15 protein-coding genes are annotated in these 17,534 nt (G+C 37.2%); 9 read left to right on the top strand and 6 right to left on the bottom strand.

Annotated elements, in window-relative coordinates:
• The first annotated feature begins 315 nt into the window (after window positions 1–315).
• Window positions 316–1,734, top strand: coding sequence for a sensor domain-containing diguanylate cyclase (locus tag F886_RS06055; protein ID WP_005302972.1), 1,419 nt, complete (start codon window positions 316–318; stop codon window positions 1,732–1,734).
• Between the two features lie 91 nt (window positions 1,735–1,825).
• The gene (locus F886_RS06050; protein ID WP_002120022.1) at window positions 1,826–2,179 is read left to right on the top strand and encodes a hypothetical protein; all 354 of its coding nucleotides are present in this window, start codon (window positions 1,826–1,828) and stop codon (window positions 2,177–2,179) included.
• Window positions 2,180–2,201: 22 nt separating this feature from the next.
• Here the strand turns inward: F886_RS06050 and bfmS are convergent, their stop codons facing one another.
• From bfmS to F886_RS06035, 3 genes are read right to left on the bottom strand one after another with little or no spacing between them, the layout of a single operon-like run.
• Complete coding sequence (gene bfmS, locus F886_RS06045) at window positions 2,202–3,851, bottom strand: sensor histidine kinase BfmS (RefSeq protein WP_005302970.1); 1,650 nt, start codon at window positions 3,849–3,851, stop codon at window positions 2,202–2,204.
• 32 nt (window positions 3,852–3,883) lie between these two features.
• On the bottom strand, window positions 3,884–4,600 hold the full coding sequence (bfmR, locus tag F886_RS06040) for a response regulator transcription factor BfmR (RefSeq protein ID WP_003653488.1): 717 nt from the start codon (window positions 4,598–4,600) through the stop codon (window positions 3,884–3,886).
• Window positions 4,597–4,779 (bottom strand): hypothetical protein, encoded by a 183-nt coding sequence (locus F886_RS06035; RefSeq protein ID WP_034590939.1) that lies wholly within the window; start codon window positions 4,777–4,779, stop codon window positions 4,597–4,599. Before F886_RS06035 ends, bfmR begins: the two co-directional genes overlap by 4 nt.
• 353 nt (window positions 4,780–5,132) lie before the next feature.
• Here F886_RS06035 and F886_RS06030 point away from each other — a divergent pair, with 353 nt between their 5' ends.
• The 3 genes from F886_RS06030 to F886_RS06025 all read left to right on the top strand — a co-directional run bounded on the left by F886_RS06030 (window position 5,133) and on the right by F886_RS06025 (window position 9,575).
• A complete protein-coding gene (locus F886_RS06030; protein WP_004794340.1) occupies window positions 5,133–7,964 on the top strand; it encodes a ribonucleoside-diphosphate reductase subunit alpha in 2,832 nt (943 codons plus the stop codon).
• 54 nt (window positions 7,965–8,018) lie between these two features.
• Window positions 8,019–8,153, top strand: a complete 135-nt coding sequence (locus F886_RS19655) for a preprotein translocase subunit YajC (protein WP_081399196.1) — start codon at window positions 8,019–8,021, stop codon at window positions 8,151–8,153.
• A 138-nt stretch (window positions 8,154–8,291) separates the two neighbouring features.
• Window positions 8,292–9,575 (top strand): ribonucleotide-diphosphate reductase subunit beta, encoded by a 1,284-nt coding sequence (locus F886_RS06025; RefSeq protein ID WP_005302967.1) that lies wholly within the window; start codon window positions 8,292–8,294, stop codon window positions 9,573–9,575.
• A 424-nt stretch (window positions 9,576–9,999) separates the two neighbouring features.
• Here the strand turns inward: F886_RS06025 and F886_RS06020 are convergent, their stop codons facing one another.
• Window positions 10,000–10,758, bottom strand: coding sequence for a sulfite exporter TauE/SafE family protein (locus tag F886_RS06020; protein WP_005302964.1), 759 nt, complete (start codon window positions 10,756–10,758; stop codon window positions 10,000–10,002).
• Between the two features lie 179 nt (window positions 10,759–10,937).
• Between F886_RS06020 and F886_RS06015 the strand changes: the two genes are divergently transcribed.
• Genes F886_RS06015 through F886_RS06000 form a run of 4 tightly spaced genes read left to right on the top strand, consistent with a single transcriptional unit; the run spans window position 10,938 to window position 15,336 of the window.
• On the top strand, window positions 10,938–11,720 hold the full coding sequence (locus tag F886_RS06015) for an iron-containing redox enzyme family protein (RefSeq protein ID WP_005302962.1): 783 nt from the start codon (window positions 10,938–10,940) through the stop codon (window positions 11,718–11,720).
• 26 nt (window positions 11,721–11,746) lie between these two features.
• A complete protein-coding gene (locus tag F886_RS06010) occupies window positions 11,747–13,027 on the top strand; it encodes a pyridoxal phosphate-dependent aminotransferase (protein WP_005302960.1) in 1,281 nt (426 codons plus the stop codon).
• Between the two features lie 49 nt (window positions 13,028–13,076).
• Complete coding sequence (locus F886_RS06005) at window positions 13,077–14,789, top strand: FAD/NAD(P)-binding protein (RefSeq protein WP_005302958.1); 1,713 nt, start codon at window positions 13,077–13,079, stop codon at window positions 14,787–14,789.
• A 19-nt stretch (window positions 14,790–14,808) separates the two neighbouring features.
• Window positions 14,809–15,336 carry a cupin domain-containing protein gene (locus F886_RS06000; protein ID WP_005302956.1) on the top strand — a complete coding sequence of 176 codons (528 nt, stop codon included), beginning with the start codon at window positions 14,809–14,811 and terminating at the stop codon, window positions 15,334–15,336.
• A 39-nt stretch (window positions 15,337–15,375) separates the two neighbouring features.
• Here the strand turns inward: F886_RS06000 and zapE are convergent, their stop codons facing one another.
• Complete coding sequence (zapE, locus tag F886_RS05995; protein ID WP_005302954.1) at window positions 15,376–16,458, bottom strand: cell division protein ZapE; 1,083 nt, start codon at window positions 16,456–16,458, stop codon at window positions 15,376–15,378.
• Entirely contained in the window at window positions 16,451–17,350 is a 900-nt protein-coding gene (locus F886_RS05990; RefSeq protein ID WP_005302952.1) for an ArgP/LysG family DNA-binding transcriptional regulator, read from the bottom strand. Before F886_RS05990 ends, zapE begins: the two co-directional genes overlap by 8 nt.
• Between the last annotated feature and the right edge of the window lie 184 nt (window positions 17,351–17,534).

Here is a 17,534-nt window from a genome sequence, read left to right as displayed (position 1 = left end):
CGCATGCTAGTTGAAGCGTCTTAGTCTTTCGGATGATTTTCTAAACAAAACTATTCTTCTATGGGTTGTAAGGGGGGTTTCACCGCACATAATCGGTTTATTTAATAGTTTTTTTGTTTATGATGATTTTTTTCATTTTTTAATTTTAGAATATTTACACAGTTCATCGACTATTAAGTTTTAATAACTTACTTTTTTATAATATTAGTTTGTTTTTTATTGTATTCAGCTTCTCCTCTGAATTATGATGAATGTTTAGTCATGCATAATATTTTATTACTCTTGGATAAGAGTATTTATCATTAAGGGCAGCTGATGCCATACTCACTTCGTGAATTTTCATTTTTCTCCTCTTTAAAAATTTTTCTCCTGTTTAGCTTCATTATTGCAGTATGTTGTTTTATTGGCATCGCATCTCGTCCTTTAAGCTTTCTCGCATTCTTCTGGCCTGCTAACTCGGTTTTGCTTGGTTTACTCATTCGCTTTCCAAGCACACGTCGATTAAGCTCATTTTTAGGTGCTTATAGCGGCTATGTCGTTGCCGATCTGCTTCAGGGTACTCCATTTGCTCTTACACTCGTTTTAACAACGTCAAATTTTCTTTATGTTGTTACTACGTTTGCACTCTATATGTTTTTTAATCAGCATATTAAAGCGGCCTACCGAGGTTATTCTTACCTTTTTTTATTTGCTTTATGCGGAGTAGGAAGCGTAGCAGGCGCATTGTTTGCAGCAACTTTCGTGCCCATGTTTAATACTAAATTTATGCTAGGTGGCTTATGGGATGAATTCGGTTACTGGTTCACTTCAGAATTGCAAAATGCTTTGCTTCTTTTACCGATCATATTAAACCTACCTCAATATAGTCAGGTAAAACATTATTTTTCAAGAAATCGCGGCTTACAAGTAACTGACCTTTTACCTTTCGGGGCTGTCCTCATTTCGATTGCAGCCAGTTATTATGACTCTGGTCCCGGTTCGCTACTCTACCCAATAGCTGCACTGATTTGGTGTGCAATTCGCTACAAACCTATTGTTGTTGCACTCATTACAAGTCTTACCAGTGCCTACATTATTTATCATGTCTCTGGACATTATCTTTTACTCTATCCAAATGACTATTTTAGCAATACGATTTCAATCCGTATTGGGTTAATCATGATGACGATTGCCCCTCTTACGGTTTCCAGTATTAGCGTTTTACACTCAGAATTAATTCAAAAGCTTCAACACGCGATTGCGCATGATGAGTTAACCTCCAGTCTTACTCGACGCCAATTTTTACAGTCGGTCAGACTACTTCAAGAAAAAGTGCACAAGGAAAATAAAACCTCAGCCTTTTTCATGTTGGATGTAGACCATTTCAAACAAGTTAATGACAACTACGGCCATCAAATAGGTGATCGCGCCCTACAAACCTGTGTCACCACTATTCAAAATATTTTGCATCCTCATGATTTATTAGGACGATTTGGCGGTGAAGAATTTGCAATTTTCATTGCAGATACCACCAAAGAGAGTGCCTTTGACCTTGCAGAGCAAATACGAATTAAAATTAGTCAGCAACCGATTTACATTTATGGGAAATTACCAATTTTCATACAAGTCAGTATTGGTATAAGTTTATATTCCCCTTCATCACATAGAGCAATTGAAAATTTATTTAAAGAAGCAGATGACGCTTTATATCAAGCAAAACGTCAAGGGCGTAATCGGGTCTTTATATCTTTATAGGTTTTCATTTAATCATCTAGTGTAATGAATTTTATACAATAACCTGTGTTTTGCCATGTATGCTAATAACAGATAATAAGGAGAAAAATGCATGACTCTAGAATATACGCATAAACCAAACTACTACTTGTTTGCTCAGTTACTTGTGCGACATATAGAAAGCTATATTCACAAACATCCAGATGCGAATAATGCAATTTTTGACTTGCGAGATGTCTATGAAATATTTAGACAGGATTTTGCGTCAACGACAACAAACCTAGAAGGTATTTTGCATATTGCAGATGAATATAAAATAGAAACGCTTAATGGAGATCAACCTCTTATTCAAAAATACCAGATTGATGCAAAAAACAATTCATTACTAATCGACTTTAATTCCGATGCGTTGACCAGCTTAAGAAGTGGAAAACCTATTTTGGAACCAGATGCAACTCAATTATAAGTAATGCAATAAAAAAGCACCTTTATGAAGGTGCTTTTTTATTGGTTTTCAAAGGAGGTTGTTTAAAGCGTTTTGCCGGCCATGTCATGATAAAGCGAGCTCCACCTAAGGTAGGACTTTCATCTACTTTAATCTCACCACCGAACCAGTAAGCAATACGACTTACAATTGACAACCCTAAACCATAACCACCCGACGCACGCGTACGGCTGTCATCTAAACGGGCAAAAGCTTCAAATACTCTTTGACGATCTTGCTCAGGAATTCCGGCGCCATCATCTTCAACACAAACAAAGGCCATGCCATCGCTGTGAACACCACCTGTAATGCGAACTTTGTTATCACAATAACGAACAGCGTTACCCACCAAGTTTTGAACAACACGGTGAAGATAACGACGCTCTGCATCTACTTTTAAATAAACGGGAGGAGCAACAAGCTCAATTTCTTTTTGCGTTTTTAAAGCTTCAGTTTCTACCGCAACCTGATCCAACACATCAAATAGCGCAATTTCAGCAAAATCTAATGAAGGTGTACCCTGCTCTAGCTTTGCATAAGTCATGATTTCATCAATTAAGGTATTAAGCGCCTCAATATCTTTATCAATCATATCGACCTGATGCATACGATGATTGTAATCATCTTCCTCTGCCAACATCTCTGTACCAAAGCGTATACGTGCAACCGGCGTTCTAAGTTCATGAGATACAGCTCTCATCAACTCACGCTGAGCCTCAATTAAACGCTGAATATGATCAGACATATTGTTATAACTTGATGCCAAGTTTGCCATTTCGTCACTTCCTTCAATAGGAACACGCAATGACAGATCACCTGACTTCATGCGGTTTAATGCATAACGTACTTGGCGAATTTTACGCTCTAACGGCAAGATAAGACCATAAACACCCAAACTCAGTAAGAATAGGCTAAATAAGGTAATTCCGGCAGAAAGCTGTAAAGGCATCCAGTTAAACATTGGAACCGGTCCAAGAACCAGAACTCGTGTAGGCTGATTTGGTATTGGAGATACGATTGAAATGGTTGTTCCGCGCATTGTTGCACTATCTTTGTACAACATGACACTTTGGTCTTGGCGTAAACGACCAATTTGCTCAGAGTCTAAATTAATATCTTGAATATTGTAGATATTAATTGGATATGAAAAATGTTTTTGAATCTTGGCAAGATATTCTTGTTCTTGCCCTGGATAAAACATTAGATAATCAAGTACAAAAATAGGGAGAGCCTTCATTTGGCGCTCACTAATTTTGTCTACTTTTATCGATAAAAAGTGCTGAGGATCGTCACGTAAACCAATAATGATATACGCAATACTATTACTGGCATCGTAACGAACAACAGACTTTTGAGCTTCGATCCGTTTTTTCTCAGTACGAGATAACTCGACCTTGCTTGCATCAGTGTAATAAATTGGAAGTTCCAATAAATCTGATGCATCTGAAACCCAGTCTATTTTCTGTTGCTTCCCTGGTTGTCGAGCGACTCCCTCACTGATGACATAAGAAATACCATCAGTTAAAGATTCACGGTATTCTTGAGCACGCTGATAATTGATAATTTGTACAAGCAAATAACCAAAAACGGCAACCAAAACAACAAGAATTACCAGTCCCGCATAGATTCGCAGGAATATGCTGTGTTTAAACACTCGACCAACCTTATAGGAAGTTTATTCAGATCTTATAACCCATTGGTTTCTTTAACGAACAAGTAACCTTTACTACGTACTGTTTTAATACGTTTTGGATTTTCAGGATCATCACCAATTTTTGGACGAATACGTGAGATACGGACATCGATTGAACGGTCCTGACCATCGTATTCAATACCGCGTAAACGTTCGAAGATATCTTCACGCGATAAGATACGACCAGCATTTGATGCAAGCAACCATAATAGGTCATATTCTGCGCTAGTGAAATCAACAAGCTCACCATGCAGTGTTACAGAACGGCCGCCATTATCAATTACAAGGTCATCAAATTCGATACGCTGTGCAACTTCGTCTTCTACAGTTTTATCTGTGCGACGTAATAGTGCACGAATACGCGCTAATAGCACACGTGGTTGAACTGGTTTAGCAACATAGTCGTCTGCACCCATTTCTAGACCAAGTACCTGATCCATATCTTCTGTACGTGCAGTCAACATCAAAATCGGTTGATGATAATGTGGACGAACTTCACGGCAAACAGTTAAGCCATCGGCACCCGGCAACATGACATCCAAGACCACTAGGTCTGGTTGTTCACTAATAATACGACGAATTGCACGGTTACCATCAGTTTCTACACCAACTTCCAAGCCGTTGCGGATTAAATACTCTTGAGTTAATCGTGCTAAACGCTCGTCATCTTCAACGATCAGAATCTTTGGTAACTTTTCTTCTTGGCTCATATCATTGCCCCTATAAATCTCATTACATGCATCTTAAAAATCTTGCAGATACATTCGTTTATCATTTGCAATATACACACGTTTACATTGTAAACAAGTAGGCGTTCACCAAACTGATACATGACAACCGTCTTTTGTTGCATTTTATTAACCTTTGAATTTTCTCGTGTTTTTAACATTTAGTTATTGTTATGAAATTTCATATTCTATTCATATTTCCAATGTATGAATATTAAACAAATTATTTCTTCACCTACATTAATTGTATTTAAGTGCTTGTTTTTTGAGTTATCCACAAAGTTATCTATAAGCGTTTTTTAATAGCTTTGCTATGCTATCTCCCATCAAATCATACAGATAAAAAATTACTAAAAAGTCAAGATTGATCTGCTATGAAAAATCCCGTATCTTGTGTTCAAAATAAACTTTAACTACTAAGTCTTGTGTTTATCCCTCAAACATCGTGGCATACTTTTTGCTCGGTTCAAACGGTCTATAAACATAACAAAAGTGACAATGGAGCTATGCTGGCATGAGCGTAATTACTTCGACTCCCGGTCAAATTCAGGTGATCAAACGCACTGGAGATGTTGCTGCATTTGATGCAGAGAAAATTTCTGTTGCGATTGGTAAAGCTTTTCTTGCTGTGGAAGGTCAACAGAGTTCGGATTCAAGCCGTATTCACGACCGTATTACCCAACTGACGGAAATGGTATTAAATACTTTCACTCGTCGTTTACCATCAGGCGGTACAATCCATATTGAAGAAATTCAAGATCAGGTTGAACTTGCTTTAATGCGTACCGGAGAACAGAAAGTTGCTCGCGCTTACGTGATTTACCGTGAACAACGTACTACTGCTCGTCAGCAAACGAACTCAAACCACCACCCTACGTTACAAGTTACCGATGCTAACGGTCAGCTTCAGCCACTTGATTTAAGTGCATTACAAGCAACTGTAGCGAAAGCAGCTGAAGGTTTGGAAGGTATTGACGTTCAGGCCATTGTTGATGAAACCGTTAAGAACTTATATAACGGCGTAAAAGAAAGTGATATTGCCACTACAATGATGATGGCAACACGTACTCGTATTGAACAAGAACCAAACTATACTTACGTAACTGCACGTTTGCTTTCTAGTGAATTAGTGAGCACAGGTTTAGCATTCTTAGGCTTACCTACAGATACGCCTGAAAACAATGCACTCGAAGCCTTTTTGAAAAAAGGTGTAGAGCTTGACTTGCTTTCACCAGACTTGCTTGATTTCGATTTAGAGAAATTGGCAGCAGCAATTCAGCCAGAACGTTCTAATCAGTTTACCTACTTAGGTTTACAGACTTTATTTGACCGTTACTTCATTCACTCAAACGGCGTTCGCTTTGAATTACCACAATTATTCTTCATGCGTGTGTCGATGGGTCTTGCGTTAAATGAGCAAGATAAAGAAGAACGTGCAATCGAGTTCTATAACTTATTGTCTAGCTTCGACTACATGGCGTCTACGCCTACCCTGTTTAACTCAGGTACATTACGTCCACAGCTTTCTAGTTGTTACTTAACAACAATTGGCGATGACCTTTACGACATTTATGGCGCAATGCGTGACAACGCTATGCTTTCTAAATGGGCTGGTGGTTTAGGGAATGACTGGACACCTGTACGTGCATTGAACTCTTACATTAAGGGTACAAACGGTAAGTCTCAGGGTGTAGTTCCATTCCTAAAAGTTGCGAACGATACAGCTGTTGCAGTAAACCAAGGTGGTAAGCGTAAAGGTGCCGTGTGTGCATACTTAGAAACTTGGCACTTAGACATCGAAGAGTTTTTAGAACTTCGTAAAAACACTGGTGATGACCGTCGCCGTACACACGACATGAACACTGCAAACTGGGTTCCAGACTTGTTTATGCAACGTGTATTTGAAGATGGTGAATGGACACTATTTACTCCTTCTGAAACTCCAGACTTGCACGACTTAACTGGTGCAGAATTTGCTGAGCGTTATGCTTACTATGAGTCTGTAGCGAAAGAAACCAACATGCTACATAAGAAAGTACGTGCTAAAGACTTATGGCGCAAAATGCTTTCTATGTTGTTTGAAACTGGTCACCCGTGGATTACGTTCAAAGATGTATGTAACTTACGTTCACCACAACAACATGTTGGTGTAGTTCACTCATCTAACTTATGTACTGAAATTACCTTGAATACAAATCAAGACGAAATTGCAGTATGTAACTTGGGCTCAATCAACCTTGTACAACACGTTCAAGGTGGTGTGTTAGACCGTGAAAAGTTAGCTCGCACAATCAAAACAGCAGTACGCATGCTCGATAACGTTATCGACATTAACTACTACGCTGTACCACAAGCGAAAAACTCGAACTTGAAACACCGCCCAGTGGGTATGGGTATCATGGGCTTCCAAGATGCTCTATATGAAATGAACATCGCTTACGGTTCAGACGCTGCTATTGATTTTGCTGATGAATCAATGGAAGTGATTAGCTACTACGCGATTGAAACTTCAAGCAACTTGGCTGTTGAACGTGGTTCTTACTCAACATTCAAAGGTTCATTGTGGGATCAAGGTATCCTTCCAATCGACTCTTTAGAAATTGTTGCGAAATCTCGTCCAGAGCGCATGTTCGAAGTTGACCGTACTCAACGTTTAGACTGGGACACTTTACGTGCCAAAGTTCAAAAAGACGGTATGCGTAACTCAAACGTGATGGCGATTGCTCCTACTGCAACTATCTCTAACATTTGTGGTGTTTCTCAGTCTATTGAGCCAACATTCCAGAACTTATATGTGAAATCTAACTTGTCTGGTGAGTTCACTGTTATTAACCCTTACCTCGTTCGTGCATTAAAAGATCGTGGTCTTTGGGACACAGTGATGGTTAATGACTTGAAACACTTTGAAGGTTCAGTACAAAAAATTGCTCGTATTCCTGAAGAATTAAAAGCAATCTTTGCTACTGCGTTTGAAGTAGATACACGTTGGATCGTTGATGCTGCATCACGCCGTCAAAAGTGGATTGATCAAGCTCAGTCTCTTAACCTTTACATCTCTGGTGCAAATGGTAAGAAACTTGACATCACTTACAAGATGGCATGGTTACGTGGTCTTAAGACGACTTATTACCTCCGAGCTTTAGGCGCAACTTCTGCTGAAAAATCTACAATCAACACAGGTGCTTTAAATGCAGTTAAACCTGCGACTGTTGAAGCAGCGGCAGTTGCTGCCCCTGTTGTAGAAGCGAAAAAACCAGAAGCTGTTGAAGAAGATGGTTTTACCCAAGCAGCTCCAGTTCCAATGGCTTGTTCAATCGACAACCCAGATTGTGAAGCTTGCCAATAACATTCAATAAAATTGCTCTTTTTCACTAAAGAGCAATTTTAAGAGGTAAAGATTATGCTTTTTCATCTCAGCCATAACTATATGCTTGGTGTTGGAGTTTTAATCTTTGCCTTTCTTTTCTTTTATATACCATTGATTTACGCATTTTTCACAATACGTAAGCAACAGCGTAAGCAAAATAAGTTGTAGTGAGTAGAGACCAGAGGCCCAAAATTTGGTCATGCATCAATAAAACTTAATTTTGTTTACACATTAAAAGCGTATAGTAGGGACATCTTCGTTTAAGAGATGTCAAATATAGATATACACAACGAAGAGAGAACAAAAATGTCTATCCTTAGTTGGGACGATTTTGAAGATGATTCGCAAAAACCGGCTGCACCTGAACACAAGTCTGCGCCCATCCAACCGGAAAAAACGTCTGATTCGCAGAATGTATCTGCTGCGCAGTCATCATCGCAGAGCGTGGCAGCTCCACAATCCGCTGGAACCCATTCCGTGCGACCAACAGTTGCCTCCGATACGGTGGCTAGAGCCTCTGCAGCCTTAGAACACTTAGACGTTGCCCCTGGCCTTGAAGAGCTAGAAATGGGCGCGCAACGTGTTCAAGTTGACGACAAGGCAATGATTAACTGTCGTGCGGACTTGAACCAGCTTGTTCCATTTAAATATGAGTGGGCTTGGCAGAAGTATCTTGACGGGTGTGCAAACCACTGGATGCCGCAAGAAGTAAACATGAACCTAGACATCGCGCTTTGGAAGTCTGAAAACGGCTTAACTGAAGATGAGCGTACGATTGTTATGCGTTCTTTAGGTTTCTTCTCGACTGCGGACTCTTTGGTTGCAAACAACTTAGTATTGGCAATTTACCGCCACATTACTAACCCCGAATGCCGTCAGTACATTTTGCGTCAAGCATTTGAAGAAGCAATTCACACTCACGCTTACCAATACTGTATCGAATCTTTAGGTATGGATGAAGGCGAAGTCTTCAACATGTACCGTGAAGTTCCATCTGTTGCGCGTAAAGCAGCATGGGGATTAAAGTATACTCAATCTTTAACTGACCCTAATTTCCACACAGGCACACCTGAAAACGACCAGCGTTTACTTCGTAACCTGATTGCATTCTACTGTGTTCTTGAAGGGATCTTCTTCTACTGTGGCTTTACTCAAATTTTGAGTATGGGTCGTCGTAACAAGATGAACGGTGTTGCTGAGCAATTCCAATACATCTTGCGTGATGAGTCTATGCACTTGAACTTTGGTATCGACATGATTAACCAAATCAAGATTGAGAACCCTCACCTTTGGAGCGCTGAGTTCCAACAAGAAGTGGTTCAAATGATTGTTGAAGGCACAATGCTTGAAATCGAATATGCGCGTGACACAATGCCACGTGGTGTATTGGGTATGAACGCAAGCATGATGGAAGAATATTTGAAATTCATCTGTAACCGCCGTTTATCTCAGTTAGGTTTACCAGAGCAATTTGCTGGTGTAACCAATCCATTTGCGTGGATGTCTGAGATGATGGACTTACGCAAAGAGAAGAACTTCTTTGAAACTCGCGTAACTGACTACCAAACTGGTGGTGCGTTAAGCTGGTAAGTTTAAGCATCTGCTAAATAAAAAACCGCTATCTATAGCGGTTTTTTATTGGCTATCTCTTGTTGTATCTCGCGCACATCACGTTCAGGTCTGTATCAATCTTTAGCAATCTTACTAAATTGACTCCCCTATACTTATCTCCTGTGACTTTCTCACTTAAATTAATTTTAAATAAGCTTAATGCAAAGTTTAGTGCGTCTATAGTTAGTTTTGTCAGAACCCACTACACACCATTAAAATCAAAAATTATAACTGGGTATTTATTAATTGGTTTTATTTCACTATAGGTATCAAGGTATTGATTAATATTTCCTACAAAGCAATATATGTATCTTACCCTTCATTATTAAAACAAATAGAATAAATTTAAGATTGAAATTATTAACATCTAAATCAATTAGTTTAGAAACTAAAAATAATGAATCTATATTGTTAAAGCATATTTAACAATAATAGAGATTCCAGATAGCAGTACAATGACATTAATAATCTTCAAGAATTGTTGTTTAGACAATTTAAGTGTAATTCGCTTGCCAATGAATGCACCTATCAACATGGATGGAATAAACAGAAGCGCAAGTGAAAATAAATTATCCGAAAAGTACACACCTGCTGTAGTAAATAGAATGACTCGAAAAACCGTACTGCACCCAATTAATGTAGTTTGAGTGACGCGGATTTTTTCTGGGGTTTCGATTCGCCCGTTAAGATAAATCGCATATAAAAACCCACCGCTACCAAACATAGCTCCTAAGAAACCACCAGATAACCCAAAAGGAAAAACAAATTTTTTCTCTAGTTTTTTGTGTGGTTTAAAGCCACTTAATGAGTAAATAGCATATAAAAGAGTAAATATGCCAAATGCTAGAAGTGCGTAACTTGCATTAACTCTCATCAGTAGTATAAAGCCAAGAAAACTACCGACAAACATAAGTGGGATTAGAAATTTTAATTCAGAAAAGTCTGCCTTCTTACCATCTTTAATGACATTTGAAATGGCAGCGAACATATCTAGTAAGGCTAATAGTGGAATAATTTGTGAGAGAGGTAAAAAGTTAAGTAATACAGGACTCGCAATTAACGCAGTTCCAAAACCCACCATTCCAAAAATAATATAAGAAAAAACTATTGTTATTAACATTATCGAAAGTTGCAGCACTGAAAAATATTCTAAAAGATACATTTAAAATTCCATTTTTGATTTTTAACCAAGTCAAACTACACGAAAATATAAATCATCACACAAATATTAGATAATTTTATCAAACATTAAAATATTTAATACTCATTTTTTTTGATTATTTCTTTGTTATAAAAATTTCGCTGTAAAAATAATTTTTATTATAAAAGGATAATTCAAGAATGAACTCTAAAGTAATCATCAATGGAAATGTTGATTGTAAAGGAACTATCAGTGCTGAGTTAGATGAATTCATTACTAAAATGGATGATCATGAAATTTTCCAAAACAATTATTTCAAGCATTTAACTTCTACGTCTTGGACGCCAGAATCATATATCTTATTTCGTGACAACTTCTTCTATCGTACAGAGCTGACAGTAAAAGGGATTGCTCATGTATGTTCACGATCTGCTTTTGAAAATGATATGGACACCCTAGTCTTATTCACCCACATCTTAAGTGAAGAAACAGGTATGGGTGAAAAGGCCAAGTGCCATGAAATATTTATGGAGAATGCGCTCAATGTATTTGGCGCTGCAGAATACAATCTTCCAGAGATGAAGGTTCAGCAAGCTAAGAATAGTGATCGAATCATCGCAGAGACATTACAGTATCGAGATACTATCCAAGGTTTGATTACAGGCAGTTATCCTCGCATGTTGGGAGCAGTCATGGCGCTCGAGAACCATGCAGATAAGATGCTTACAGTATTCCGTGAAGCATTCCGATTTAATAACAAAAACCTTGATCCAAATGAATTCGTTAAGAAAGTTGAAGTCTATTTTAACGCCCATATCGAAAATGGCGTCGAAGATCGTCACGCTCAAGATGCTAAACAGTGTGTCCATAATAACTGTAATGATCAAGAAGACCTTGATGAGATTAAGTTCGGTGCGAATGAAACATTAAAAGCCCAGCTTAAGATGTGGAATGCAATGTTTAACCAAGCTGTATCACTTTAATTAAAAACGGATTTTGAGATCTAATAATGCAAAACTTAGGTATTTCACAAGCAGCCTTGAATTTACGTGAATCAATTACACACGGAACTAAGGCGAAAATTTTAGAATTAAATCAAAAATCTAATGCAGATGATCAGGTCATTGATTTAAGTATTGGTACATTGGATGAAAAGACTAATAGCGGCATTGATAATGCAGTTAAGAGTTATATCTCGAATAATGCTGCAATTATCCATGAGTTTGCCCCAGTTAAAGGCTTTCCTTTCTTACGAAAGTCTATTGCTGAGCGTGTGAAGCGTTTACGAGACATCAGCTTCAACCCAGATACTGAAATCATGGTGACTCCTGGTGGTATTAAAGGTGCTATCACCGTGGTATTTCATACACTTCTAAATCCAGACGATGAAGTGATTTACCCAGTACCAAACTGGCCCCATTACGCAGACATGATTGAATTACACTTAGGTAAAGCTAAACCAATCTATGTCAAAGACTTTTATAACCAAGCGATTGATGTAGTTGAATTAGAAAAGACCATTACAGATAAGACCAAAATTATCATTCTTGGTGACTGTCTAAACCCTTCTGGCAAAATTTATACTCGTGATGACTTAGAGTCGATTTCGAAAGTGATTTTAACTACCAATGCCGAACGTTTATCAAAAGGTCTAAGCCCAATCTATGTGCTTTTTGATTGCCCTTATGAATCACATATTTTGAATACTAAGCCTGCAAACATTTCAAATATTACGCAGCAGTTTAAGGCCCAGACACACTCTATGTGGGACTACACTATTTATATTACTGGTCCCGGTAAAACCTATGGAATGCATGGAGACCGATCTGGATATATTTGTGCTTCGGACAAACTGATTAAAGTTATGGAGAAGGTACAGGTTAACTTAAACTCATTTGCTTCGACCTATGCCCAAATTGCTACGCATGAAGCAATGCAAGAATACATGGATGACGTTGCAAAGAAACGTGCGGTAGTGGCTAGACAGAACATGCAGACCTTCATTGAAGACTTAAAAAGCTGCACTGGTTTAGAAGTAACTGAGCCTGAAGGTGGATTTTTCTTATTCTTGGACTTGTCAAAGTATGGCGACAAAATCCAAGAGTTAGGATTTGATTCAGCCGATCAATATCTTTTGGAAACAGCAAAAGTTGCTTCTATTGGAGGCATGCATTTTGGTGAAAACATCGATAGCCTCCGACATTACATTCGTATGAATTGTGGACGTGATCCAGTGACTCTAAAAGCAGCCGCAGCACGTATTAAAGACGCCCTTCAGAAATTGAACTAACTCATATTATTCAGGAAGTTAATTTTTAACTTCCTGAATTTACATTTTTATGGACGATATTACTTTGAAAAAGTTCTGTATCATTGGAATGGGATTCTCAGGTACGTGTACCTTCATTAGCTTTGTAAAAAAAATACTGAATCAAGATATTGATCATAAGTCATGTTCTATCACTCTTGTCGAAATGCGTGAATCTATTGGACATGGGAATCCATACGACAAAGATGAATTATTGGCTGGTCATCTGTGTAATAACCCTGCCCATTCAATGTCGCTTTGGGATAACGACTTTGTGGATTGGATGGAAGAAAATAAAGATCACCTGATTAATCATTATCCACATCTAATTTATAAGAAATCTTTGACTGGTGAACCACAAGTCTTCCCCGATCCTAATGCTTTTTACCCTAGAGCTTTATTTGGTGTCTATCTCAATGATAGATTCAAAAAATACTTAGAGTTAGCTAAATCAAATTACATTAAAGTTGAAGTTTACAATGGTTATGAAGCTATCGATGGCTATGAAGCTAAAGACGGTTATAATTTAGTTATCAAGAATCAAAACTCAAATCGAACAATTGAATTAAAAGGATTTTCTAAGCTGTTACTCACTATCGGGCACTGGAATGCAAGTAGTTTAGACTCCGAGCACAGTTTATTCGTGAAACCATACCCTTTCCAAAAAGTCTTAATGAGACTTAATCAAATTATAAAACAAGATCATAAGCCAAATGTTCTTGTTCGTGGTATGGGCCCTAGTGGTGTTGATACGGTCATTACTCTATTTAGTGAAGGATCGTTTGTAACTGAAAATGGAGCCTTCTCTAGCTATCAGAAGGCACAGACAGATGAATACTTCAAAGCCTATGTTGTCAGTCGTTCAGGGTACTTTCCAGCGGTACGAGGCAATAAACCTAACTATGACTTTAAGTATTTCACCCATGAATCTTTTCCTGAGTTGCAGCAACACTTAAATAAAGTTTTATCACTGGATAATATTCTTCATCTGCTTGACCTTGAGCTTAAAAATGCAACGAATGGTGAAGTGTCATTCAATGATTTGTGCAACTTGAAATTTGCAAATGCTTATGAAAAGTTGAAATATGATCTGGAGCACCAAGAGCTTAATGACTTAATTAATATGATCATTCTTAAAGTACGAAGAATGAAGTTTTACCGTTATTTAAGTAGTCATGATAAAAAACGCTACGACCAAGAGTTTGATCATTTATTCATTCGTCTTGCCGTACCAATCCCACTGGAAAATGCACAAAAGCTGAAATGCCTCTTTGAAGCTGGTCTACTCCAATCAATTAAGCTTGGCTATAACAGCAAACCTCTAAAGATAATGGATAGCCGTGTACAACTCACTGATCATCTGGGGTATTCATTTGATTTTGATCTTGTAGTGAATACGATCAGTCAAGACTTTGATATCTATAAGCATCCTTCAGTATTGGTTAAATCATTGTTAGAGCAAAAGAATATTGTCCCGAATATGGAGGATGAATATAACACTGGGGGATTAATGCTGGATGGTTTCGAGACCTACAAACTCATGGAAAACCGTAGAGGATCCATAAAGCCCTCGGAGTATTTTTACTCTTTTGGTGTGCTTACCCGATACTGGCAAAATGAACGCAATTTTTCCAAAGCGATTGTTGATGCAGCTGATTCTGTCTCGACTGATTGGGTTGAATTGCTTCAAAAGCATCTCAGTGAACCAATATTTACTCCAGAACAACTTTATAAAATTAGTTAATCGGACTAGGAAATGATCAATGGAAATGCATCAGTTTTGTTATGACCGTGATATTAGGATAGTGCTATGCAATTTAAAAGATAGCCTGTTTCCATTTCATAGGCATACTCATATCCCCGATCTTGTGTACTGCTCAAAAGGTGCTATTCAGGTTGAGTTACCAGATTTGAAGCAGAAATATATTGTTAATCAGGGTGACTTTTTTCAAATTCCACCAAATGTTAGACACAGATTTGCAAATAAAGATATTGAGGTTGAAAGCCGTTATATCATTCTTCAAATTGGAGAATTTAGTATTGAATTTTTTAAAAATATTGAAGAGATAGAACCCCTACTCGCCAATATTGAACCTAAAACTCGACTGAGTTCAGAGATTTTTATTAAAGACTATAACGCTGACATTCAATATATTATTGAAGACTTTCAGAAGAATAGAAAAAAGGAAATTAGTACCGAGGAACAAGCAGACATTATTCAAGCATTAGAAGTATTTTTGCAGAATGGGTATAAGTCAAAATTTCCAGAAAAATCGTACTTTTTTGCTTAATCCCACTGCGTGTTAGTCATGCAAAGCATAGTCATATATTCAAGCAGGCTCTTGAAGTTCCTTGTTATAACTTATGCTTTGCATTTCCTGTAATCGTGAATACGTTCTTTGAAATTCAAATTTAAGTCTCTCACCTTTATATAATTGATTTAGTGGCTGTGAGGCAACAAAGTAGAGTTTGATTTTTTGATCATAAAGCTCATCAATCAAATAAATAAAACGTCTCACGGTATCATAAATTCTATCTGTTAGATCACCAATTCCACTGATTAGAACATAGTCATATTGCGTAGCGATCTCAATATAATCAGCTGGGCTTCTGGCTTCTCGGCAAATGGCTTCAAAGTCGAACCAAATCACATTCTCATGACAAGATTTAACATCTACTGATCTATGATTAATCATGATCTGAGTCTTGAGTTCTTTCTGGTTATTTGTAAGTCGTTGGTAAACCGAATGAAGCCATTGTTCTGATTCTTCATTTAATGGAAATCTATAGAACTCATCATTGGAGTTGCTTTCTTTTATGGTTCTATAATCTAGTTGATTACCGATCTTCAAGACTGTGCAATTCTTATTGATATGATCTATGGTCTCTAAAAATCTATCGCGATTTAAGCCATCTTTATAAAGATCTTTCGGATCAATATTCGAGGTAGCAACCAATATCACTTTCTTTGAAAATAGCAGATTAAATAGATTTGAAAGTATCATTGCATCGGCAACATTTGATACAAAAAACTCATCGAAACAAATCAGTTTATAGTTGCTTGCTATGTCATTAGCGATCAGCGTTAAAGGATCTTTATTTCCACGATAGCCAATAAGTTGTTTGTGAACATCTTTTAGGAAATGATGAAAATGCACTCTCATTTTCTTTTTAAAATTAAGAGAGTTATAGAATAAATCCATAATCCATGTTTTGCCTGTTCCTACACTCCCCCACATATATAGACCTTTAATCTGAGGACTAAAGAAATGATTAGACTGGTTTTCAAGTTTATTCCAAATCTCATCTAATGTTTCAATAGCTTGTCGCTGAGATGGATCTGCAAGAATAACACCATTATCAATCATGGAGTTGTATATTTCGATTGGACTTTGACCCTCATGCTTAAACATCTTCATTCCCTACGGTAGCCAAGATTGTTGTTGAGTGCTTAATAATAATATCATTCATTATTAAAACTGCTGGAGAAAGATAAGAGAGCTGATGCCAGTATAATGGAATCTTAATTCTATATTCTTTTGAAATTTCCCTTATCCCCTGATTCAATAAATCCTGATTCATTTTGCATATAGGCATTATTCCATAGCCCATATCACAAGCAAGTCCAGAGATATAAGAGTCAGTCGAAGGAATAATATGAAAAGGAATCATTGATTTTGTTAGTCCGAAGTTAGATTCTAAAAAATCGAAATATATTCTTTCATTTTCATTAAATAAAACTAAAGGAGCTAAACGAAGACTCTCTCTATTAATTCCATTTTTAAACCATTTATTAATAAAATTCTCTGAGGCAACCAGACAATAAACCATATTACCTAAATGTACACTTGTACACCCTCTAATTATCTCAGATTCTGAAGTAATGCAGGCCTGAACTTCTCCTCTTTTTAAGAGTTCGAAGGTATTACAAAGCGTATCAATCTTTACATCTATTGTAATAGCCTCAGAAAGACAGTACTTGGCTAATATAGGGAAAAGCAATGACTCAAATGTACCTATACTCGCAGCAATGGGTAATGGTTTAAATTTATTGTTGATGACTGATTTTAAAAAAACATTCTCTAATAAAGATGCTCGCTGAAGATAAGCAAATAACTCAGCTCCAAATGGTGTTGGTTTACATGGTCTTTCTCTAACTAATAATACATTCCCTAATCGCTCCTCTAATAATCGAACTCTTTGAGAAATTGCTGATTGAGATACACATAATTTTTTACCAGCTTTTTCGAAACTTCCTGTTTCAACAACGGCCGAAAAGGCGTCGCATTTAATTTTATCTAGCATTTTTAAATGTTATCTATATTAATTAAAATTATATTTCTTAATCATAGTAATGGGTATGGCAATACGAAATACTACAATTGTATTACTTCTGCTAAATAATCATTATTTATTTTAGTTAAATGAGTATCACACATGCAATTAATTAGAAAAACTAAATAATTAAGTAAAATTTAACTTATTTTCA

The sequence above is a fragment of the Acinetobacter sp. NIPH 542 genome, from assembly GCF_000369825.1.
Lineage (GTDB): Bacteria > Pseudomonadota > Gammaproteobacteria > Pseudomonadales > Moraxellaceae > Acinetobacter > Acinetobacter oleivorans.
Note: the sequence above shows the minus strand (reverse complement) of the source record. Positions and strands in the feature narration are given on the sequence as shown.

Excerpts from the sequence above, each read along its gene's own strand:
- F886_RS06050 (WP_002120022.1), top strand. The coding sequence starts at position 1,826 with ATGACTCTAGAATATACGCATAAACCAAACTACTACTTGTTTGCTCAG.
- bfmR (WP_003653488.1), bottom strand. The coding sequence starts at position 4,600 with ATGAGCCAAGAAGAAAAGTTACCAAAGATTCTGATCGTTGAAGATGAC.
- zapE (WP_005302954.1), bottom strand. The coding sequence starts at position 16,458 with ATGTTTAAGCATGAGGGTCAAAGTCCAATCGAAATATACAACTCCATG.
- F886_RS06005 (WP_005302958.1), top strand. The coding sequence starts at position 13,077 with ATGGACGATATTACTTTGAAAAAGTTCTGTATCATTGGAATGGGATTC.
- F886_RS06025 (WP_005302967.1), top strand. The coding sequence starts at position 8,292 with ATGTCTATCCTTAGTTGGGACGATTTTGAAGATGATTCGCAAAAACCG.
- F886_RS06030 (WP_004794340.1), top strand. The coding sequence starts at position 5,133 with ATGAGCGTAATTACTTCGACTCCCGGTCAAATTCAGGTGATCAAACGC.
- F886_RS05990 (WP_005302952.1), bottom strand. The coding sequence starts at position 17,350 with ATGCTAGATAAAATTAAATGCGACGCCTTTTCGGCCGTTGTTGAAACA.
- F886_RS06035 (WP_034590939.1), bottom strand. The coding sequence starts at position 4,779 with ATGTTAAAAACACGAGAAAATTCAAAGGTTAATAAAATGCAACAAAAG.
- F886_RS06055 (WP_005302972.1), top strand. The coding sequence starts at position 316 with ATGCCATACTCACTTCGTGAATTTTCATTTTTCTCCTCTTTAAAAATT.
- F886_RS06020 (WP_005302964.1), bottom strand. The coding sequence starts at position 10,758 with ATGTATCTTTTAGAATATTTTTCAGTGCTGCAACTTTCGATAATGTTA.
- F886_RS06015 (WP_005302962.1), top strand. The coding sequence starts at position 10,938 with ATGAACTCTAAAGTAATCATCAATGGAAATGTTGATTGTAAAGGAACT.
- F886_RS19655 (WP_081399196.1), top strand. The coding sequence starts at position 8,019 with ATGCTTTTTCATCTCAGCCATAACTATATGCTTGGTGTTGGAGTTTTA.
- F886_RS06000 (WP_005302956.1), top strand. The coding sequence starts at position 14,809 with ATGGAAATGCATCAGTTTTGTTATGACCGTGATATTAGGATAGTGCTA.
- F886_RS06010 (WP_005302960.1), top strand. The coding sequence starts at position 11,747 with ATGCAAAACTTAGGTATTTCACAAGCAGCCTTGAATTTACGTGAATCA.